This window comes from Kitasatospora sp. Root107 (genome assembly GCF_001424875.1).
Taxonomy (GTDB): Bacteria; Actinomycetota; Actinomycetes; order Streptomycetales; family Streptomycetaceae; genus Kitasatospora.
The window spans coordinates 77,306-99,535 of the sequence record NZ_LMCT01000008.1; the positions used below are offsets into that span (position 1 = coordinate 77,306).

11 protein-coding genes and 2 pseudogenes are annotated in these 22,230 nt (G+C 70.2%); 9 read left to right on the forward strand and 4 right to left on the reverse strand.

Features of this window, described 5'->3' with window-relative positions; translation table 11 throughout:
* Positions 1–139: 139 nt before the first annotated feature.
* On the forward strand, positions 140–760 hold the full coding sequence (locus tag ASC99_RS08795; protein ID WP_057230104.1) for a TetR/AcrR family transcriptional regulator: 621 nt from the start codon (positions 140–142) through the stop codon (positions 758–760).
* A 119-nt stretch (positions 761–879) separates the two neighbouring features.
* Here ASC99_RS08795 and ASC99_RS08800 read toward each other — a convergent pair whose 3' ends face one another.
* Both ASC99_RS08800 and ASC99_RS08805 read right to left on the reverse strand, forming a co-directional pair.
* Positions 880–1,914 (reverse strand): hypothetical protein, encoded by a 1,035-nt coding sequence (locus tag ASC99_RS08800; RefSeq protein WP_057230105.1) that lies wholly within the window; start codon positions 1,912–1,914, stop codon positions 880–882.
* 197 nt (positions 1,915–2,111) lie between these two features.
* On the reverse strand, positions 2,112–3,389 hold the full coding sequence (locus tag ASC99_RS08805; RefSeq protein WP_057230191.1) for a cytochrome P450: 1,278 nt from the start codon (positions 3,387–3,389) through the stop codon (positions 2,112–2,114).
* 297 nt (positions 3,390–3,686) lie between these two features.
* Between ASC99_RS08805 and ASC99_RS08810 the strand changes: the two genes are divergently transcribed.
* Genes ASC99_RS08810 through ASC99_RS08820 form a run of 3 tightly spaced genes read left to right on the forward strand, consistent with a single transcriptional unit; the run spans position 3,687 to position 6,257 of the window.
* Complete coding sequence (locus ASC99_RS08810; RefSeq protein WP_082598190.1) at positions 3,687–5,228, forward strand: acyl-CoA carboxylase subunit beta; 1,542 nt, start codon at positions 3,687–3,689, stop codon at positions 5,226–5,228.
* Positions 5,229–5,230: 2 nt separating this feature from the next.
* Positions 5,231–5,449 carry an acyl-CoA carboxylase epsilon subunit gene (locus ASC99_RS08815; protein WP_057230107.1) on the forward strand — a complete coding sequence of 73 codons (219 nt, stop codon included), beginning with the start codon at positions 5,231–5,233 and terminating at the stop codon, positions 5,447–5,449.
* A 58-nt stretch (positions 5,450–5,507) separates the two neighbouring features.
* A complete protein-coding gene (locus ASC99_RS08820; protein ID WP_057230108.1) occupies positions 5,508–6,257 on the forward strand; it encodes a thioesterase II family protein in 750 nt (249 codons plus the stop codon).
* Between the two features lie 53 nt (positions 6,258–6,310).
* Here ASC99_RS08820 and ASC99_RS08825 read toward each other — a convergent pair whose 3' ends face one another.
* Together ASC99_RS08825 and ASC99_RS08830 are read right to left on the reverse strand one after the other, a co-directional pair.
* A complete protein-coding gene (locus ASC99_RS08825; protein ID WP_063857030.1) occupies positions 6,311–7,933 on the reverse strand; it encodes an MFS transporter in 1,623 nt (540 codons plus the stop codon).
* A 179-nt stretch (positions 7,934–8,112) separates the two neighbouring features.
* Positions 8,113–8,961, reverse strand: coding sequence for a mycofactocin-coupled SDR family oxidoreductase (locus ASC99_RS08830; protein WP_057230109.1), 849 nt, complete (start codon positions 8,959–8,961; stop codon positions 8,113–8,115).
* Positions 8,962–9,402: 441 nt separating this feature from the next.
* On the opposite strand from ASC99_RS08830, the pseudogene ASC99_RS08835 reads away from it, so the two are divergent.
* The 5 genes and pseudogenes from ASC99_RS08835 to ASC99_RS08855 all read left to right on the forward strand — a co-directional run.
* A pseudogene (locus ASC99_RS08835) lies at positions 9,403–15,402 on the forward strand (type I polyketide synthase); the annotation flags it as partial.
* 264 nt (positions 15,403–15,666) lie between these two features.
* Positions 15,667–16,932, forward strand: coding sequence for an LLM class flavin-dependent oxidoreductase (locus ASC99_RS08840; RefSeq protein WP_063857031.1), 1,266 nt, complete (start codon positions 15,667–15,669; stop codon positions 16,930–16,932).
* 113 nt (positions 16,933–17,045) lie between these two features.
* Positions 17,046–17,498 carry an SRPBCC family protein gene (locus ASC99_RS08845; RefSeq protein WP_057230111.1) on the forward strand — a complete coding sequence of 151 codons (453 nt, stop codon included), beginning with the start codon at positions 17,046–17,048 and terminating at the stop codon, positions 17,496–17,498.
* Entirely contained in the window at positions 17,495–18,904 is a 1,410-nt protein-coding gene (locus ASC99_RS08850) for an NAD(P)/FAD-dependent oxidoreductase (RefSeq protein WP_063857032.1), read from the forward strand. Before ASC99_RS08845 ends, ASC99_RS08850 begins: the two co-directional genes overlap by 4 nt.
* Before the next feature lie 90 nt (positions 18,905–18,994).
* Positions 18,995–22,213: pseudogene (locus ASC99_RS08855) on the forward strand (type I polyketide synthase); the annotation flags it as partial.
* Between the last annotated feature and the right edge of the window lie 17 nt (positions 22,214–22,230).

Below are 22,230 nucleotides of genomic sequence, written 5' to 3' on the forward strand. Positions count from 1 at the left end.
CGCCGTCGGTGACTCTCGGTAGTGAAAGGGGAGGCGGATCCCCCCTCTTTCGAGTGTTCGGCGAAGTGGAATCCCAGCTATTGGTCAAAGGTCGGTCAAGTGTATTAATGATCCCTTTTTCGTCCGGTACAGTTTCCGTATGGGACATCGTGAGGATCTGCTGGAGGGCGCCAAGCGGTGCCTTATCGAAAAAGGTTACGGCCGTACGACCACCAGAGACATCGTCGCGGCTTCCGGAGCCAACCTGGCGTCCATCGGCTATCACTACGGATCGAAGGAGGCGCTGCTCAACGCCGCCCTCCTGGAGGCACTGGACGACACCGGCGGGGAGTACCAGCCGACCTCGGTCGAGGACCCGCGGCCCGGCGCCGACCCGCTGGAGCGGTTCGAGGCAGCCTGGGCTCAGATCGTCGAGAAGTACACCACCCGCCGTCAGCTGCTGCTGGCCAGTTTCGAGGTGTTCGCGCAGGTGGACAGGGTTCCCGAGCTGCGAGCGGCGCTGGCCGACGGGATCCAGCAGGGGCGCGAGTCGATGGCCGAGCTGTTCCAGAGCATCGCCGGCGACAGTGCCGAGCCGCTCGACGAGGAGCGGCAGAACGCGATCGGTTCGTTCTACCAGGCACTGGCCACCGGGGTGATGGCGCAACTGCTGGTGGACCCGGACCGGGCCCCGACCGCACGTGATCTGACCCTCGCACTGCGCACCATGGTGAACTGGCAGCCGGCTCTTCTCCCGGAGCCGGAGCCCGTTCAGATCTGACCCGGATCCGACGTGGATCCGAGTTTCGGAAAACAATTCGGAGAATGCCGAAATGACCGGCGGTCGAGGAATTCCTCGACCGCCGGTTCACGTTTTCCGGCGCTGTTCCCGGAGGTCCGTCAGATGCGGTGCAGAACGAAATCGTCGGTGGTCTCGCCCTTGAAAAGCAGGTCGGGACGGCCACTCAGCGTGTAGTCACCGTGCGGGGTGACCAGCACGTCGGTGGGCAGCCGCTCGGGCCACGGCTGGACGCGCTGGATCTCGTGCGCGGCGGACCAGCTGCGGTCGGTCGGGCGGAGCACGATGACCGCGTCCACGCCGGCCGGGTTCGCCAGGTCGTTGCTGACCACCAGCAGGGTGCCGTCCGGGCGCAGCGCGATCGAGTCGCCGCCGACGATCGGACGGTCCAGCGTGACCGGGTGGGCCTGCTGCGGGGCGTCCAGCGGGATCCGGACCAGCTGGCCGGTGCTGTACTGCAGGGTCAGCAGGAAGCCGGCCGGGTGCAGCAGCAGACCGATCACACCGGCGCCGGTGCCCAGCTCCCAGCCGGGCGAGATCACCGAGGTGTCGGCCAGCACCGAGGCCTGACCGTCCGTGGTGACCCGGTAGATCTTGTTGGCGGCGGGGTCGCTGACGTAGGCGGTGCCGTCCTTGTCGATGGCGACCCGGTCCGCGGCGTGCATCGGCTCCTCGCCGAGGCTGAGGTCGACCAGGAACAGCTGGCGGCCGGTGCTCAGCTCGAAGACGCCGAGTCCGGACTCCTTGAGGTAGGTCTCCGGGGTGGATCGGGTGCCGAGGCCCAGGTCGTGGTAGCCGAGCAGCAGTCGGTCGCGGTGCACGTCGACGGCTATCCCGACGGACGAGACGATCTTCGGGTCGGGGTCGGTCACCAGCGGGGTCACCGAGCCGTCGGAGTTCAGGATCGAGGCGGTGCCGTGCCGGGTCGAGCTCAGCAGGATGGCCTTGCGCCGGGGGTCCCAGGTCATGCCCTCCGGGTGCAGGGAGTCGGCGTGGCCGGTGATGACTCCGGGGTAGGGGCAGGACGAGGCGGTCTCGGTGGCGGCCTCGGCCGAGGGTGTCAGACCGGCCGTGGCAGCGGCGGCGACCACTGCGGCCCCGAGCACGCCGCGGCGGCTGATCTCAGTGTCGGTCATGTTTCTTCGTCTCCTGGTGGGACAGGCGTGCACGGACCACGAGCGCCCGACGGCGAGACGGGAAACTTGGGCAGGATCGACGACGCCGCCGCACTGGGTTCGTCCGGGAACGGGTGCCCCCAGCATCGAACTTGGCACGAAACTAGTCCCGCGAAGGTCCCGCCCCCACCCCTATCCGCCCCCTGTCCGACCGGCGCCTACCGGACCAGGACCGGGAGCGACTCGACGCCGTAGACGATCGACAGCTTGCGGAACGCCAGCTCCTCCGGGGGCACCGCCAGCCGCAGTTCGGGGAACCGCCGGACCAGGGCGGGGAAGGCGGCGCGCAGCTCCATCTTGGCGAGCTCGGCGCCGATGCAGCGGTGCATGCCGTACCCGAAGGCCAGGTGCGAGGGGCCCTTGCGGTCGCCGTCGAAGCTCTCCGGGTCGGCGCCGAAGACGGTGTCCCGGTTGGCGCCGCTGAGCGAGCAGAGCACCACGTCGCCCGCCGCGATCCGGGTGCCGGCGATCTCCATGTCCTCCCGGGCGAAGCGCGGGAAGGCCATCTGAACGACCGTCAGGTAGCGCAGCAGCTCGTCCACGAACGGGGCGGTCGCGGCGTCGTCGTCGCGGATCCTGGCGAAGGCCACCGGGTCCTGCAGCAGCACCAGCGAACCGAGCGCCAGCATGCTCGCGGTGGTCTCGAAGCCACCGGTCAGCACCCCGTCGGCGAGACCGGCCAGCTCCTGGTCGTCGATGTCGTCGCCGTACTCCTTGATCAGCATGCCGAGCAGGCCGTCGCCCGGCTCCACCCGCTGGCGCTGCACGACCTCCTGCAGGTAGGCCAGCGACTCGGTGATCGCGCCGAACGTGCCGCCCGCCCCGGCGAACAGGTCGAACCTGGCGGTGCCGAGGCGCTGGAAGTCCTCGCGGTCCTCGTACGGTATGCCGAGCAGCTCGCAGATGGTCAGCGAGGGGATCGGCAGCGCGTAGTGCTCCACCAGGTCGACCGGGCCCGGGCCGGCGGCGGCCATCTGGTTGAGCTGCTCGGTGACCAGGGCGTCGATTCGCGGGCCGAGCCGGCTGAGCCTGCGCATGGTGAACTCGGGGGTCAGCCGGCGCCGCAGCCGGGTGTGCACCGGCGGGTCGCTGAAGCCGAGGCCCCCCGGATTCTGACCCTCGGTCAACCCGGCGTTCCCGATCAGGTTGGCGAAGTCGCTGCTGAAACCGGTCGGCCGGCCCAGCACCTGCTTGACCTCCTCGTAGCCGGTCACCAGCCAGGCGTTGAAGCCGAACGGCAGCGGCACCCGGCTGATCGGCGCGGCCGCCCGGGTGGTGGCCATCGCCGGGACCGGGTCCAGTCCGTCCCGTTTGAGTGGCATCAGGACCGATTCGGGCAGGAATGAGATGTCGGAGAGGTCGAAGCCGTTCCGAGCGGTCCGGGCGAGGTAGCGGCGCCCGATCCAACTGGTCGCACGTGAACGGAGTTTGGTCATCAGCACTGGGTGCTCCAATCCGGGCAGGAGGCCGACTGGCCAAGGGGTCGTCGAGCGGCCGTGCGCGGCGGCGGGCCTCAGCGTATCCAGAGACGGTCGTACGTATGACAGCCGGATGGCCGTTAGGGGTTCCACCGGAGCTCTCAGGGGGGTGAGTCGGCTGGTGACGCCGTCCGGGCCCGATTTGAATGAATCGTTCGACCGCTTTCTGAATCACCCGACCGGTTGGAGAGGTGGAGCGTGACTACTGTTGAGGAGGCCCTGGCGGTGCGGCAGGACGTCGTAGGACGTCCTGACATGCGGGCCAGGGTCGACGAGTTGCTGGCGACCAAGGACGAGGTGGCGCAGGGTGCGCCGCAGGCGACCCTGAACCAGCGGGCCAAGGGGAAGCTGACGGTCCGTGAACGGATCGACCTGCTCTTCGACGAGGGGACCTTCCGCGAGATCGAACAGCTCCGCCGGCACCGGGCGACCGGTTTCGGGCTGGAGAACCGGCGCCCGCACACCGACGGTGTGGTCACCGGCTGGGGCAAGGTCTGGGGCCGGACGGTCTTCGTCTACGCCCACGACTTCCGGATCTTCGGCGGCTCGCTGGGCGAGGCGCACGCGGAGAAGATCCACAAGGTGATGGACCTGGCCGAGGCGGCCGGTGCGCCGCTGGTCAGTCTCAGCGACGGTGCCGGGGCCCGGATCCAGGAGGGCGTCACCGCGCTGGCCGGGTACGGCGGGATCTTCCGCCGCAACGTGCTGGCCTCCGGGGTGATCCCGCAGATATCGGTGATGCTCGGCCCCTGCGCGGGCGGCGCGACCTACTCGCCCGCGCTGACCGACTTCGTCTTCATGGTCCGGGACATCTCGCAGATGTACATCACCGGACCCGACGTGGTGAAGTCCGTGACCGGCGAGACGATCAGTCACGACGGGCTCGGCGGTGCCGAGGTGCACGCGGCGGTCTCCGGCGCGGCCGGCTTCCTGCACGACAACGAGGTCGACTGCATCGAGGACGTCCGGCACCTGCTCTCGCTGCTGCCGTCCAACAACCGTGAACTGCCGCCCGTGGAGCTCTCGGAGGACCCGCCGGACCGGCGCAACGAGGCGCTGCTCGACCTGGTGCCGGCCGATCCCAACCGGGCCTACGACATGCGCAAGGTGATCGAGGAGATCGTCGACGACGCCGACTTCTTCGAGGTGCACGCCTCCTGGGCCACCAACATCCTGTGCGGGCTGGCCCGGCTGGACGGGCACGTGGTCGGCATCGTGGCCAACCAACCCGCCTCGTTCGCCGGGGTGTTGGACATCAACGCGAGCGAGAAGGCCGCGCGCTTCGTGCAGCTCTGCGACGCGTTCAGCATCCCGCTGGTGACCCTGGTCGACGTGCCCGGCTTCCTGCCGGGACGGGACCAGGAGCACGAGGGGATCATCCGGCACGGCGCCAAGCTGCTGTACGCGTACTGCAACGCGACCGTGCCGCGGATCCAGCTGATCCTGCGCAAGGCCTACGGCGGCGCGTACATCGTGATGGACTCCCGCTCGATCGGCACCGACATCTCCTATGCCTGGCCCACCAACGAGATCGCCGTGATGGGCGCCGAGGGTGCGGCCAACGTGGTGTTCCGCCGGGAGATCGCGGCCGCCGACGACCCGGAGGCGGCCCGGCAGCAGCGGATCAAGGAGTACCAGGAGGAGTTGATGCACCCGTACTACGCGGCCGAGCGCGGCCTGGTGGACGACGTCATCGACCCGGCGCTGACCCGGTCCACGCTGATCGACGCGCTGGCGATGCTGCGCGCCAAGCACACCCGGCTGCCGGCCCGCAAGCACGGAAACCCGCCGGTGTAGTGATGACGCAGACGACACAGGAGTTGTCGCGGATCACCGTGGTCCGGGGTGCCCCGGACCCGGAGGAGCTCGCCGCCGCCGTGGTGGCGCTGCTCGCCCTGGCCCGGCGGCGGTCCTCCGCCGCCGGGCCGGGCGGCCGTCCGCCCCGGGGCACCGGCTGGGAGCCGGAGGGCTTCGGTGCGCCCGGGGCCTGGAACGGCGGCTCGAAGTCCAGGCCGTGAGCACGGCGGTTGTCCGCGAAGTTGTCACGGAAGTTGTCAGGAAGGAAGCTCAACCACCATGTCAGTGACGTCCGTTGAGAGCGGAGCCTGGACCCGAAGGTTCCATCCGGCGCCGGAGGCCCCGACCAGGCTGGTCTGCTTCCCGCACGCCGGCGGGTCGGCCACCTACTACTTCCCCGTCTCCCGGGCACTGTCGCCCGGTCTCGACGTGGTCTCGATCCAGTACCCCGGCCGGCAGGACCGGCGCCACGAGCCCGGTGTCGACTCGGTGGACCGGCTCGCCGACCTGGTGGTCGAGGAGCTGGGGGAGTGGCTGGACCGCCCGCTGGCGCTGTTCGGCCACAGCCTGGGCGCCACGCTGGCGTTCGAGGTGGCCAAGCGGCTCGAGCGGCGCGGCGTGGTGCCGGTGGCGCTGTTCGCCTCCGGCCGCCGGGCGCCGTCCCGGCACCGTCCGGGGCGGGTCCACCTGTACGGGGACGCCGAGTTGATCGCCAACCTGAAGAAGATGAGCGGGACGGACGCCCAGGTGCTGGGCGACGACGAGATGCTGCAGATGATCATGCCCGCGATCCGCAGCGACTACAAGGCCGCCGAGACCTACCAGTACCGCCCGGGGCCGAAGTTGAGCTGCCCGATCATCGCGCTGACCGGCGACGAGGACCCGGAGGTGAACCTGGAGGAGGCCCGGGCGTGGTCCGAGCACACCACGGCCGGCTTCGAGATGCAGGTCTTCCAGGGCGGGCACTTCTACCTCAATCAGCACGCCCCGGCGGTGCTGCGGGCGATCACCACCCAACTGGGCGGCTGACCGCGGGAACGGCAGAGGCCGGCGGGCCGGGGTGTGAACCCCGGCCCGCTCGATCAGTGGTGGGCCGGAGCCCGGCTGTCGCCCTGCTGCGGGATGGTCGAGGTGCCCTCGCCGTCCTCGTCCTCCACCGGGGCGATGTCCTTCGGCAGCTTGCCGAGGACGACCGCGGAGAGGATCGCGCCGAAGATCATGACGCCACCGGCGGTGATCGCCGCCGCGTGCATGCCGTCGGTGAACGCCACCCGGGCGATCCGGACGACGGTGTCGCGGACTCCGTCCGGGAGCTGGTTGGCCACCGCGACGGCGTCGCCCAGCGCCTCCCTGGCGTGCTGCGCGACGTTGGCCGGCAGGTCGGCCGGCAGCTTGTCGGCCAGGTTGCCGCGGTAGACGGCGAAGCCGACGCTGCCCAGCACTGCCATACCGGCAGCACCACCGAACTGCTGGGTGGTCTCCAGCATGGCGGACGCCGAGCCGGACTTGGCCTTCGGGACGGTGGACAGCGCCAGGTCACCGACCAGGACCATGGCCATCATCAGACCGACGTTCGCCACGCCGACACCGGTGAGCAGCACCCACAGCGGGGAGTCGTACTCGGCGGTGAGGACGAAGGCGTAGCCGAAGATGGAGACCGTGAAGCCGGCGCTGATGACGTAGGCGCGGTGCATCTTCTGGGACAGCACGGCCGCGACCGGGCCGGCCACCGCGACCGCGAAGGACGGGATCAGGCACCACAGACCGGCGCTCAGCGCGCTGAGCCCGAGCACCGACTGCAGGTACTGGGTGGAGAAGATGCCGAAGCCGACGATCGCGAACATCGCCGTGGTGTTGATCGCCGCCGAGCCGCCGAAGCCGCGGCTGAGCAGCAGCCTGGTGTCGATCATCGGGGTCTCGAGGGCGCGCTGACGGCAGACGAACAGCACACCGACCACGATGCCGGCCCCGAGCGCGATGCCCGAGCCCAGGTTGAACTTGTCGGCGGCCAGCGTCTGCATGGCGTAGATGACCGGGAGGATGGCGCCGAGCGAGAGGACCGCGCTGGGCAGGTCGAAGCGGCCCGGGTTGGGGTCCTTGGACTCCGGCAGCAGGATCGGTGCCAGCACCAGCATCAGGATCATCGCCGGGATGTTGAGCAGGAAGACCGAGCCCCACCAGAAGTGGTCCAGCAGCAGGCCGCTGACCACCGGGCCGATGGCGACGCCGAGTCCGGTACCGGCGGTCCAGATGCCCACCGCGGCGGTGCGCTCCTTCTCGTCCCGGAAGATGTTCAGGATCAGGGCCCGGGTCGAGGGCATCAGGGTCGCGCCGCCGATGCCCAACAGGGCTCGGGCGATGATGAGTTCGTTGGCGGTGCCGGCGTATGCGGCGCCGACCGAGGCGAGGCCGAAGCCCAGGATGCCGATGAGCAGCAGCTTGCGGCGGCCGATTCGGTCGGCCAGCGAGCCCATGGTCACCAGCAGGCCCGCCAGGATGAAGCCGTAGATGTCGAAGATCCACAGCTGCTGGTCGGTGGTCGGGAGCAGGTCGGCACTGAGGAAGGGCACCGCGAAGTACAACACCGAGGTGTCCATCGAGACGATGACCAGGGGCAGCACAAGCACGCCGAGGCCGAGCCACTCCTTCGCGCCGGCCTTGGGCGCCGCGTGGGCGCCGGAGGTGGTGCTCTGTTGGTTCGTCATTTCTAGGCTCTCTCCAGCCTTGTGGTGATTCGGTCGGACCAGTGGGTCGGACTAGGGGTCAGGTGGTTCGGACTAGTTGTGTCCTGGCCATGTCATGTCTTGGACAGTCGGGTCGGCCCCGGGACGGGCTTGCTGCGCCCGCCCCCGGGCCGTGCGTACTGCGGTCTGGTCGGTGCTGCTTACTTGCCGGCCTTGACGACGGCGCCGCCGTCGACCTTGAGCTGAAGGCCGGTCACGTACCGGGACTCGTCGGAGGCCAGGTAGGTGACCGCGTGCGAGACGTCGAGCGGCTCCACGTACGGGATCGGCATGCCCTGGACCACCGGGAACGCCAGCTCGGCGTCCTCGCGGGTCGGCTGCTCGACGTCCGGGCGGAAGACCTTGTACATCGCCTGGTTGTGCAGCATGACGGTGTTGGCGTTGGTCGGGTGAACCACGTTGAGGCGGCGGCCGGTCGGCGCCAGGTACGGCGCGAACCAGTTGACGTAGTCGTTCAGGACGGTCTTGGCGAAGGAGTAGCCGATGCCGCCGGGGCCCATCGGACCCGGGGCGCCCGCCTCGGCTATGTAGGCCGCGGCCGAGCCGATCAGGATGATCGACGCGCCCTCGCCCAGGTGCGGCAGTGCGGCGTGCACGGTGTTGAGCGCGCCGCTCAGGTTGACGTCCACCGCGTCGGTGAACGCGTTCAGCGGACGGTCGGCACCGACCGGGCCGATGGCCGCGTTGGCGACCACGACGTCGAGGCGGCCCAGCTCGGCCACGCCCTCGTCGATCGCGGCCTTGAGTGCGGCGCGGTCGCGGACGTCGGCCACCTTGGTGACGATGCGTCGGCCGGTCTTCTCGACCAGCCGGGCGGTCTCCTGGAGTTCCTCGGCGGTGGCCAGGGGGTACTCGACGACGTCGATGTCCTCGCAGATGTCGATCGCGATGATGTCGGCGCCCTCCTCGGCAAGTCGTATCGCGTGGCTGCGGCCCTGACCGCGGCCCGCACCGGTGATGACGACGACCTTGCCTTCAACGCGGCCCATAAGGCCCTCCCGATCATGTGTCGTTGAATTATTTATACCCAAGGAAACCTCCCCTCCGATGGGCTCGGTACCCCCTAATCGCCCCTGCCGAAACAGGACAGGGGTGGGGCTAGGGGTGGGTAAGGGGCTTGACAGGACAGGGCAGTTGGGGCCGTCGTCGTTCACCTTGAGACTACCGGGACCCCCTGACAATGCGTCAGGGTAGCCGGTGGCGCGCGGGCTCGCTAAGGGGTTTTCTAGGGGTTCCGTGCGAGCGCCGTCTCATTACGGTGGAGGAGCCTGGGCCGGGTGTCCAGCAACAATGTCGCGCGCATATGCGAATACGGGACGGGAGTTCGGTGGCGACCAGCCATTTCACATTTCCCGCCTCCCGATTCCTCGTCCGAACTCGTCGGCGCTCACACGGGAAGCGGGATCACTGAAATGGCCAACCTCAACTCCGACGAACGGCTTGTCGAAGCACTTCGGGCGTCGCTGAAGGAGACCGAGCGGCTGCGCGGGCAGAACCGGAAGCTCTCGGCGGCCATGCGGGAGCCCATCGCGATCGTGGGGATGGCCTGCCGCTACCCCGGCGGCGTGACCTCGCCGGAGGACCTGTGGCGGCTGGTGGCCGACGGGGTCGATGCGGTGTCCGAGTTCCCGGAAAACCGCGGTTGGGATCTCGAAGGCGTGTACGACCCGACCGGCGAGCGGCCCAACACCACGTACACCCGGGAGGGCGGATTCCTGCACGACGCGGGGGATTTCGACCCCGCATTCTTCGGAATCGCACCCAATGACACGCCGTACGTCGACCCGCAGCAGCGGCTGCTGCTGGAGGTCAGCTGGGAGGCGTTCGAGCGGGCCGGGATCGACCCGGCCACCCTGAAGGGCAGCTCGACCGGCGTCTTCGCCGGACTGATGTACCACGACTACCCGTTCAGCAGCGCGGCCGGCTCGATCGTCTCCGGACGGGTCTCCTACACCCTGGGTCTGGAGGGCCCGGCCGTGACGGTGGACACCGCCTGCTCCTCCTCGCTGGTCGCGCTCAACCTGGCCGTCCAGGCGCTCCGTTCGGGCGAGTGCTCGCTGGCACTGGCGGGTGGGGTGGCCGTGATGGCCACCCCCGAGACCCTGGTGGAGTTCAGCCGGCAGAAGGGCCTGGCCAAGGACGGGCGCTGCAAGGCGTTCGGCGCCGGCGCCGACGGCACCGGCTGGTCGGAGGGAGCAGGCGTCCTGCTGGTCGAGCGCCTGTCGGACGCCCGGCGCAACGGCCACCCGGTGCTGGCCATCGTGCGCGGCACCGCGATCAACCAGGACGGCGCGTCGAACGGCCTGACGGCGCCCAACGGCCCGGCCCAACAGCGGGTCATCCGAGCAGCGCTGGCCAATGCCCAGCTGACTCCCGCGGACGTGGACGCGGTCGAGGCGCACGGGACCGGTACGACGCTGGGTGACCCGATCGAGGCGCAGGCCCTGCTCAACACCTACGGCCAGGGCAGGGCGGAGGCCGGGCCGCTCTGGCTGGGCTCGCTGAAGTCGAACCTGGGGCACACCCAGGCGGCGGCGGGTGTCGGCGGAATCATCAAGATGGTGATGGCGATGCAGCACGGTGTGCTGCCGCGTACGTTGCACGTCGAGCAGCCGTCCGGGCAGATCGACTGGGAGGCCGGTGCGGTCGAGCTCCTGACGGAGGCTCGGGACTGGCCGGAGACGGGGCGGGTGCGGCGGGCGGCCGTCTCGTCCTTCGGCATCAGCGGCACCAACGCGCACGTGATCATCGAGCAGGCCCCGGCGGAGGTGGAGCAGCCCCCGGCCGCTGTCACCGGACTGCCGGTGGTGCCGCTGGTGGTCTCGGCGAAGAGTGCGGAGGCGCTGCGGGCGCAGGCGGCGGTGCTGCTCGAACGGCTGGTCGGTGAAGGTGAGTTGAAGCCGGTCGACGTCGGGTACTCGTTGGCCACCACGAGGGCGGTGCTGGAGCACCGGGGCGTGGTGGTCGGAGCGGACCGTGCGGAGCTGGTGGCGGGGCTGCGGGCGTTGGCCGAGGGCGGGGGTGTGTCCGGTCAGGCGAAGGGGGGCCGGACGGCGTTCCTGTTCACGGGGCAGGGGTCGCAGCGGTTGGGGATGGGGCGTGAGCTGCACGGTGCGTTCCCGGTGTTCGCGGCGGCTTTCGACGAGGTGTTGGCGGAGCTGGGCGGGTCGCTGCGGGACGTGGTGTGGGGTGAGGACGCCGATGAACTGAACCGCACGGTGAATACCCAGAGTGCGCTGTTCGCATTCGAGGTGGCGCTGTTTCGGTTGGTGGAGTCGTGGGGGGTGCGGCCTGACTTCCTGGCCGGGCACTCGGTGGGTGAGATCGCGGCCGCGCATGTGGCGGGGGTGCTGTCGCTCGCGGATGCGGTGAAGCTTGTGTCGGCGCGTGGCCGGCTGATGCAGGAACTGCCCGCCGGTGGTGCCATGGTGGCGATCGAGGCCACGGAGGAGGAGGTCCTGCCGCTGCTGACCGCAGAAGTGAGCATCGCGGCGGTGAACGGCCCGCGTTCGGTGGTGATCTCGGGTGACGAGGCGACGGTGCTGCGGATCGCCTCCGGCTTCGAGCGGACGAAGCGGCTGAGCGTGTCGCACGCGTTCCACTCCCCGCTGATGGATCCGATGCTGGACGAGTTCCGTTCGGTGGTCCAGCAGTTGACCTTTGCCGAGCCGTCGATCGCGGTGATGGCGTCGGGTTCGTTCGCCGACCCCGAGTACTGGGTGAGCCACGTCCGGGACGCGGTCCGGTTCGCCGACAACGTAAGGGAGTTGGAGTCCTCGGGTGTCTCGCGCTTCGTGGAGATCGGCCCGGACGGCATCCTGACCGGGCTGGCCCAGCAGAGTGTCGAGTCCGAGGATGCCGTCCTCGTGGCGACGGTGCGCCGGGACCGCCCGGAGGCTGCCACGCTGGTGGCCGCGCTGGGCCGACTGCACGTCTCCGGCGGCGGGGTGAAGTGGCCGGCGTTCTTCGCCGACTCAGGTGCGCGGCGGGTGGATCTGCCGACGTACGCCTTCCAGCGGAAGCACTACTGGCTCGATGCCGCGTCGGTCACCGGCGGCGATGCGTCGAGCATCGGCCTGCTGCCCGCCGACCACCCGCTGCTCGGTGCCGTCGTGGTGTCCCCGGACGGCGAGGGTGTGGTGCTGACCGGCCGGCTGGCGCTCGGTACGCAGCGCTGGATCGCCGACCACGGTGTGCTGGGCAACGTCCTGCTTCCGGGCACCGCGTTCGTGGAACTGGCGGTGCGGGCGGGTGACCAGGTCGGGTGTGACCTGCTGGAGGAGCTGACGCTCCAGGCGCCGCTGATCCTGCCGCCCGGCGGCTCGGTGCAGGTCCAGGTCGCGGTGGGTGAGGCGGACGGTGAGGGCGACCGGCCGGTCACCGTGCACTCGCGCCCCGAGGGGGACGAGGGCGGTGCCTGGATGCTGCACGCGGACGGCGTGCTGACGTCCGGAGCTGCGGCACCGTCGTTCGACCTCGCGCAGTGGCCGCCGACCGGCGCCACCGAACTGAAGCTGGACGGCGTCTACGACCGGCTGCTCGCTCAGGGCTACAACTACGGGCCGGTGTTCCAGGGCCTGAAGGCCGCGTGGAAGCGTGGTGACGACCTGTTCGCCGAGGTGGCGCTGCCCGAGGTGGCCCATGCGGAGGCGGCCCGGTTCGGGCTGCACCCGGCGCTGCTGGACGCCGCGATGCACGTGGCCCTGGTGGACGACGGCGAGGGCAAGGACGGCGAGCCGGTCCTGCCGTTCGTCTGGAGTGGTGTCACGCTGCACGCGGCCGGTGCCTCGTCCCTGCGGGTTCGCATCTCGCCCGACGGGCCGGAGAGCGTGAACGTCGTGGTGGCCGATGGTGTGGGTGTGCCGGTGTTGTCGGTGCGGTCGGTGGTGGGTCGGCCGGTTTCGTCGGAGCAGTTGTCGGCCGGTCGTGGTGTGGAGTCGTTGTTCCGGGTGGAGTGGCCGGTGGTTTCGGTGGGCTCCGGGGCCGGGGCGCTGTCTGGGTGGGAGTCGCTCACGGCCGGCGGTGTGGTGCCTGAGGCGGTGGTGTTGGAGTGTGTGACGCCGTCTTCGGGTGATGTGCCCGGTGGGGTACGCGAGTTGGCGGGCCATGTGCTGGGTGTGGTGGGGGAGTGGCTCGGCGATGAGCGGTTCGCCGACTCGCGCCTGGTGGTGCTGACGCGCGGCGGCGTGGTCGCGGCTGATGGTGATCTGGTGGATCTGGTGCAGGCTCCGGTGTGGGGTCTGCTGCGGGCTGCGATGGCGGAGAATCCGGGTCGGTTCGTGGTGGTGGACTGGGACGGTCTGCCGGAGTCGCGTGCGGTGCTGGGTGCGGTGGTTGCGTCGGGTGAGGTGGAAGCTGCGGTCCGGGCCGGTGTGGTGCGGGTGCCGCGCCTGGCGAAGGTGGGTGCGGTCGACGGCACGGTGCCGGCCGTTGACGGCACCGTCCTGGTGACGGGTGGCACGGGTGGTCTGGGCGCGGTGGTGGCTCGGCACCTGGTGGTCGAGCACGGTGTCACGAGCCTGGTGCTGACGAGCCGTCGGGGTCTTGGGGCCCCGGGTGCTGCGGAGTTGGTGGCCGAGCTCGAGGCGCTGGGTGCGAGCGCCCGGGTGGTGGCGTGTGATGTGGCGGATCGTGCGGCGGTGCGGGAGCTCCTGTCTTCCCTGGAGCGTCCGTTGGCGGGCGTGGTGCATGTCGCCGGTGTGATGGACAACGGTGTCATCACCTCCGTGACGCCGGAGCGTCTCGACGCCGTGTTGGCGCCGAAGGTGGATGCGGCGTGGCACCTGCACGAGCTGACCGCCGGAAGTGAGTTGGCGTTCTTCGTGATGTTCTCCTCGGCCGGTGGCATGGTGCTGGCAGCGGGTCAGGCGAACTACGCGGCGGCGAACGTCTTCCTGGACGCGCTCGCGGTGCAGCGGCGGGCCGCCGGTCTGCCGGCCACCTCGATGGCCTTCGGCCTCTGGGGCGTCACCACCGGCATGACGCAGCAGACCCACTCCCTGGAGGAGGCCGAGCAGCGGATGGCCCGCCTCGGTCTCCCCGCGCTGCCGCAGGCCGAGGCACTGGCCCTCTTCGACGCCTCGATAGCAACGGGCGAAGCCGTCCTGGTCCCGCTCCGGATCGACCCCAAGGCCCTGCGCACGCAGGGCGATTCACTGCCCGCACTGCTACGCGGGCAGGTGACCGTCCGACGCCGGGCGGCGGTCGGCAAGGCCGAGGCGGACTCGCTGCGGCAGCGACTGGCCGGGCTGGACGAGGCCGAGCGGGAGCAGGCGCTGCTCGCCGTGGTGCTCGGGTACGCGGCCAACCTGCTCGGCCACAGCGGGCCGGAGGCGGTGGAGCCCGAACGGGACTTCCTGGAGGCCGGGTTCGACTCCCTGAGCGCGATGGAGCTGCGCAATCTGCTCAACAAGGCGACCGGTCTCCGGTTGCCCCCGCTGGTGGTCTTCGACAGCAAGACCCCGGCCGCGCTGGCCCGGTTGATGCGTACGGAGCTCACCCTGGAGCCGGTCTCCGCGGCCCCCGGCGGCGAGGTGTCACAGGGTACCGGCGGTCAACTGTCGGTCCCGGACGACGAGATCGGCCGCGACACCCTCAGCCAGCTGTTCCGGGAGGCGGTGCTGTCCGGCCCGATGGCGCAGGCGTTCGGCCTGCTCGGTGCGGTCGCCCGGACCAGGCCGAGCTACTCCTCGTTGGCCGATCTCGGCGCGGTCCCGCAGCCGGTGCGGCTGGCGGACGGTCCCGGCCGCCCCCGGCTGATCTGCGTGAGCACTCCGATGGCGACCGGCGGTGCGTACCAACTCGCCCGCCTGGCCTCGCACTTCGGTGACGTACGGCCGGTTTCGGCGGTGCCGCTGTCCGGGTTCGTGCCCGGCGAGAAGCTGGCCGAGTCGGCGGAGGCCGCGATCGAGGTGCTGGCGGCGAGTGTGCTGGAGGCCGCCGAGGGTGAGCCGTTCGTGCTGGTCGGCTACTCGGCGGGCGGTCTGCTGGCCCATGTGACGGCCGGCTACCTGGAGTCGGTGCTCGGGATCGGCGCGGAGGGTCTGGTGCTGCTGGACACCTACCGCTCGGACAGCGAGAGCCGGGACGACGTGGACCGGGGCATGGTGCTCAGCATGCTGGAGAAGGAGCGGATGTTCGGCCGCTTCGACAGTGCCCGGCTGGCGACCATGGGCCGCTACGTCGAGCTGGTGCCCAAGATCGTGCCTGGCAGGATCGAGGCGCCGGTGCTGTTCGTGCAGTGCCTGGAGGAGTTCTCGGGCCCGGGTGGGCCGCCGGCTCAGATGACGGAGTCGGACGACTGGATGGCCCACCCGTGGGACTCCTCGCAGGACGTCCGGCAGGTCCGGGCCAACCACTTCAGCATGCTGGAGTCCGAGGCAGCCGCGACCGCCGGGGCGATCGAGGACTGGCTCGCCGAGCGCGGCTGATCCACTGCTGACCCACCGTCACCAGATGCGGCCGGCGCCGTGTACGGACTCCGTGCACGGCGTCGGCCGCACTCCGTGCTCGGGGAAGCCTGATGGGGGCTGCTAAGGGCGCGGATAGGGGCTCGTAGGGGATCCTGCGAACACCCGTTCCTCCTAGGGTTGATTTTGGCTGATACGACAGCGAATTGACGGTCAGTCACCACAATCCCTGAACTTCTCAGTCTCCGGCAGCGGCGAGCCACCTGCCGATGAAAAGGAGCGAGCATGCGCTTCGGACTGCTCTACCTGCAGCAAGTTCCCCGGCCGTGGGCCGAGGACAGCGAGGAGAACGTCCTGCACGAGGCACTGGAGCAGATCGAACTGGCCGACCGGCTGGGTTTCGACTACGTCTGGGCCTCCGAGCACCACTTCCTCGACGAGTACTCCCACTCCTCCGCCCCCGAGGTGTTCCTGGCCGCTGCGGCCGCCCGTACGAAGCGCATCCGGCTTGCCCACGGCATCGTCTCGCTGCCGCCGGCCGTCAACCACCCCGCGCGCGTGGCCGAGCGGCTGGCGACCCTGGACCTGATCTCCAAGGGCCGGGTCGACTTCGGCTCCGGCCAGGGCAGCACGCAGCACGAGCTGGGTGCCTTCAACATCGACCGGACGACCAAGCGCGAGCAGTGGCGCGAGGCCATCGGCGTGATCACCCGGATGCTCACCGAGGTCCCGTTCACCGGCCACAAGGGCCAGTGGATCGACGTGCCGCCGCGCAACGTGCTGCCGAAGCCGAACCAGAAGCCGCACCCGCCGCTCTGGGTCGCCTGCAGCTCGCCGGAGACCGTCGAGACTGCCGCCCGCAACGGTGTCGGTGCGCTCTCCTTCGCCTTCATGACCGAGGACGAGGCCAAGGAGCGGGTCGCCGCCTACTACGACCTGATCGGCTCCGAGGAGTGCGTGCCGGTCGGCAAGGCAGTCAACGCCAACTTCGCGGTCGCCCTGCCCTTCCTCTGTCACGAGGACGAGGAGACCGCCTACGAGCGGGCCATGGGCGGCGTGAACTTCTACGTCAACTCGTTCATGCACTTCTACCTGCAGGGTGAGCACCGCCCCGGCACCACCGTGCTGTCGGAGGAGTTCGGCAAGAAGGCCCCGCTGCCCAAGGAGAACCAGGACCGGATGGACCTGGTGGTCCGCCGCGGCATCGGCACCCCCGAGAAGCTGCGGGAGATGATCCGGGCCCAGGAGGCGGCCGGCGTCGACCAGATCATCTTCCAGGTGCAGCTGGGCGCCAACAAGCACGAGCACATCCTGGAGTCCCTGGAGCTGTTCGCCCGCGAGGTCATGCCGGAGTTCGTCGAGCGCCGCGAGGCGCAGGACCTGGCCAAGGCCGAGCGCCTCGCCGTCCCGGTCAAGGAGGCCCTGGGCCGGATCGAGACCAGCACGGTGGACGTCTCCGACTACCTGATCCGCACCGACATGGAGCTCTTCGGTCCTCCTCAGCAGCCCGCCCCCGACGCCACCCCCACAGCGTCGGAGAACGGCAGCTGAGATTCCCCGGTCCCCGGCGGCCGCCGCTCAACGGCGCGCGGCGGCCGCTGGGGACGCACCATCGGCCTCTGAGCAGGCCGCCCCTGCGCCACTCACAGCTGAGAGGTATTCAGATGTTGCACGCCTTCGACGAGTCGGCGACCATAGCCGGCGATCTCGACGCGATCTGGCGGACGGTGTCCGACGTCGCAGGATGGTCCACCTGGGATCCGCACGTCCTGGAGAGCGGCACCGACACGCCGTTCGAGGTCGGCGGCGGTGGCTGGACCATCTCGCGCATCGTGAAGGGCCGTCGTAGCTACTTCAAGCTGGTCGAGGTCGACCCCGGCCGCGGCTACACCACCGAGTCGCCGATGCCGCTCGGCAAGATGCTGATCATCAACAAGTACGAGCAGGCCGGCCCCGGCCTGGTGAAGCTCAGCCGCCGGGTCGAGGTGCACGGCGGCTTCGCGCCGGTCTACGGCTTCTTCTGGGCGAAGGCGTTCCAGGCCGACACCCGCGCCACCTTCGAGGAGCTGGGCCGCGAGATCAAGCTGCGTGCCACCCGAGCGGAGACGAGCCGATGACCAGAGCGATAGTGATCGGCGGCGGCCTCTCGGGCGTGCTCGCCGCCACGGCCCTCTCCCACCACGTGGACGAGGTCACCGTCATCGAGAGCGACAAGTACCCGGAGCAGCCCGCTCCCCGGCGCGGTATGCCGCAGGGCCGGCAGAACCACATGCTGACCGCGGGCGGCGCGCACGCCCTCGACCAGCTGCTGCCCGGCACCACCGACCTGCTGTTCGCGGCCGGTGCGCACAAGCTGGCGATGGGCCGCAACATCCTCACGCTGTCCTCCGAGGGCTGGTTCCGCCGGGTCGACGACGACGCCTTCTTCATCGCCTGCAGCCGCAACCTGCTGGACCACATCGTCCGTCAGCAGGCGCTCACCAACCCGGTCATCACGGTCCTTCAGGAGACCAAGGCCACCGGCCTGGTCGGCACCGCGAGCCGGGTCACCGGCATCCGGTACGAGAAGGGCACCGAGCCCGAGCAGACCCTCACCGCCGACATCGTGGTCGACGCCACCGGCAGCCGCTCCAAGACCCCGCAGTGGCTCACCGAGCTCGGTGTGGCCGAGCTGTACGAGGAGTTCCTGGACGCCGGTCTGGCATACGCGGGCCGCCTGTACGAGGCCCCCGCCGATGCCGCCGCCGACTTCCCCGGCGTGCTGATCCAGACCGTCCCCAACACCGGAAAGCCCGGTGCCGGTGCGGCCTTCATGCCGCAGGAGGACGGCCGTTGGATCGTCTCCCTGATCGGCACCGCCGGCGGCCAGCCGCCGACCGGTGAGGAAGGCTTCATGGAGTTCGCCCGCAGCGTGGGCAACCCGATCGTCGGCGAGCTGATGGCCCGGGCCACCCCGATCGGCGAGATCAAGGGCTCGCGCGGACTGGCCAACCGCCGCCGCTACTTCGAGCGCCTGACCCTCCCCGAGGGCTTCCTGGCGCTCGGTGACGCGGTCACCGTGCTCAGCCCGAACTACGCCTCCGGCATGTCGATGGCCGCCTTCGGTGCGCTCGCGCTGCGCAGCCAGCTCAAGTCGCACGGCCTGGAGCCGGGCCTGGGCAAGAAGGTCCAGCTCGACATCGCCAACAAGGTGGCCGGGCCCTGGAAGTCGGCCACCAGCACCGACCGTTGGTTCCCGGGCGTCCGTACCAACATCAAGCTCGGCAAGGGGACGGTCGAGCAGAAGCTCGCCGTCCGCTGGTCCAGGGTGGCCGCCGAGCACCCCGGCCTGCTGAAGGCCACCTACCAGGTCGCCACCCTGCAGACGCCGCAGAACAAGGTGATGACCCTGCCGCTGATGGGCGCCCTGCTGCGCGGACCGCAGCAGACCCCGCTCACCCCGGCCGAGGCGCTCGCGCAGTTCCCGCAGATCGGGAAGCTGCTCAGCTCCGCGCCGGCCGACCTCTCCAAGGTCGAGCACTGACGGAGCCTTCCAGGCCCGCTTCGCACCACCCGGCTGCACAGATCTTCCGACCACGGACCGCACTAAAGGGGATGGCCTTCGGTGAGCACGAGCAACGAGCAGAGGCTTGTCGAGTACCTCAAGCGAACCCTTGCCGAGCTCCGCGATGCCCGTCGGTGCCTCGACGAGGCGGCGCGCAAGCCCGACGACGAGTCGATCGCGATCGTCGGCATGGGATGCCGGTACCCCGGTGGCGTGACGTCGCCCGAGGGACTGTGGCAGCTGGTGTCAGAAGGGGTCGACGCGGTGTCGGAGTTCCCGGCCGACCGTGGCTGGGACCTCGACGTGTACGACCCGGAGCCCGGAAAGCCGGGGAAGACCTACTCGCGGGAGGGTGGATTCCTCCACGACGCGGGCGAGTTCGACCCCGGCTTCTTCGGGATCTCCCCGAACGAGGCCCTCGCGATGGACTCCCAGCAGCGGCTGCTGCTGGAAGCCTCGTGGGAGGCGATCGAGAGCGCGGGCGTCGACCCGCTGTCGCTGAAGGGCACCCGGACGGGCGTCTTCGGCGGCGTGATGTACCACGACTACGCGCAGGGCCGGGAGCCCGGGACCTCGGCCGCGGGCAGCCTGGTGACCGGCCGGGTGTCCTACACCCTCGGCCTGGAGGGCCCGTCCCTCTCGGTGGACACAGCGTGCTCGTCCTCGCTGGTGGCGCTGCACCTCGCGGTGCAGGCGCTGCGGCGCGGGGACTGCACGCTGGCGCTGGCCGGTGGCGTGACGGTGATGTCCAACCCGGAGATGTTCGTCTTCTTCAGCACCCAGGGCGGCCTGTCGAAGGACGGCCGCTGCCGGTCCTTCGCCGAGGCCACCAACGGCATGACCTGCTCCGAGGGCGCCGGCGTGCTGTTCCTGGAGCGGCTGTCGGACGCCCGGCGCAACGGCCACCCGGTGCTCGCCATCGTGCGCGGCTCGGCCGTCAACCAGGACGGCGCCTCCAGCGGCTTCAGCGCCCCCAACGGCCCCGCGCAGCAGCGGGTGATCCGGCAGGCGCTGTCCGGCTCCGGCCTCACCTCCGCCGACGTGGACGTGGTCGAGGGCCACGGCACCGGCACCACGCTGGGTGACCCGATCGAGGCGCAGGCGCTGCTGGAGACGTACGGCCAGGGCCGGGCGGAGAACCTGCCGCTGTGGCTCGGCTCGCTCAAGTCCAACATGGGCCACACCCAGGCGGCGGCCGGGGTCGGCGGCATCATCAAGATGGTCATGGCGATGAAGCACGGCGTGCTGCCGCGCACCCTGCACGTCGACCGCCCGACGACCAAGGTCGACTGGACCTCGGGCGCGGTTCGGCTGCTGACGGAGGCTCAGGAGTGGCCGGAGGCCGGGCGGGTGCGGCGGGCCGGGATCTCTTCGTTCGGTCTGAGCGGTACCAACGCGCACGTCATCATCGAGCAGGTCCCCGAGCCCGACCCGGAGCCGTCCGAGACCGAGCCCGTGCCGCTGCCGGCCGTGCCGGTGGTGGTCACCGCGAAGACCGCCGGTGCACTGCGGGCCCAGGCGGCCCGGTTGGTGCAGCACCTGGAGGCGCGGCCCGAGATCGCGGTGCCGGACCTCGGCCTGTCGCTCCTGACCACGCGTTCGGTGCTGGAGCACCGGGGGCTGGTGGTCGCGGCGGACCGCGCGGAGCTGCTGGACGGACTACGGGCGCTGGCCGAGGGCGGGGGTGTCTCCGGCCAGGCGAAGGACGGTCGGACGGCGTTCCTGTTCACCGGGCAGGGGGCGCAACGGTTGGGGATGGGGCGTGAACTGCACGCCGCTTTCCCGGTGTTCGCCACTGCTTTTGACGAGGTGACGGCGGCACTTGGTGGTTCGCTGCGGGAGGTGGTCTGGGGCGACGACGCTGATGAGCTGAACCGCACGGTGAACACGCAGCGTGCACTGTTTGCCTTCGAGGTGGCGTTGTTCAGGCTGGTGGAGTCGTGGGGTGTGCGGCCGGATTTCCTGGCCGGGCACTCGGTGGGCGAGATCGCCGCCGCGCACGTGGCCGGGGTGCTGTCGCTGGCGGATGCGGCGACGTTGGTGTCGGCGCGTGCTCGCCTGATGCAGGAACTGCCCTCGGGTGGTGCGATGGTGGCGATCGAGGCGACCGAGGCGGAGATCCTGCCGCTGCTGACCGATCAGGTGAGCATCGCGGCGGTGAACGGTCCTCGCTCGGTGGTGGTCTCGGGTGACGAGGCCGCGGTGCTGGCGATTGCTTCGGGCTTCGAGCGGACCAAGCGGCTGAGTGTGTCGCACGCGTTCCACTCGCCTCTGATGGATCCGATGCTCGAGGAATTCCGCGCTGTCGTCGGCAAGTTGACCTTCGCCGAGTCGTCGGTGCCAGTGGTGGCGTCGGGTTCGTTCACCGACCCCGAGTACTGGGTGCGGCACGTCCGTGACGCGGTCCGGTTCGCCGACGCGGTACGGGAGTTGGAGTCCTCGGGTGTCTCGAGGTTCGTGGAGATCGGTCCGGACGGGATTCTGACCGGGCTGGCTCAGCAGAGCGTCGAGTCCGAGGACGCGGTCCTCATCGCGACGCTGCGCCGGGACCGCCCGGAGGCTGCCACGCTGGTGGCCGCGCTGGGTCAACTGCACGTCTCCGGTGGGGCTGTGAAGTGGCCGGCGTTCTTCGCCGACTCGGGTGCGCGGCGGGTGGACCTGCCGACGTACGCCTTCCAGCACAAGCGCTACTGGCTGGAGGCCACCACCGGGGGCAGTGACTTCTCCGGCCGCGAGGTGGAGCCGGAGGAGGACCCGTTCGAGGTCCTGGTCCTGCGGCAGCGGCTCGACGGCCTGCCGGAGGGTGACCGGGAGCGGGTGCTGCTGGAGGAGGTCCGCATTCATGTGGCGGCGGTCCTCGGGCATGCCTCGCACGAGGAGATCGGGCCCGACCTGGCGTTCCAGGAGCTCGGCTTCGACTCGCTGGCGGCGGTGGAGCTGCGAAAGCGGCTGAGCCGGGTCACCGGCGTCCCGCTGCCCGCCACGCTGGTCTTCGACTACCCGAACTCCCGGGCGGTGGCGGAGTTCGTCAACGCCGAGATCGACCCGGCCGGCGGAGCAGCGGTGGCACCGCTGCTGGGCGAGCTGGACCGCCTCTCGGAGGCGCTCTCGGTGGTCGCCCCGGCGGCCGGTGAGCGCGCCAGGATCACCGCGCGTCTGGAAGCCATCCTCCGCAAGTGGAACGACGCACAGGGCAGTTCGGTCGCCGACGAGGCCGACGACCTGCTGGACGCAGCCACCGATGACGAGTTGTTCGCGGTCCTGGACAGCGAACTCGGCATCTCCTGACCTGTACACACGCACGC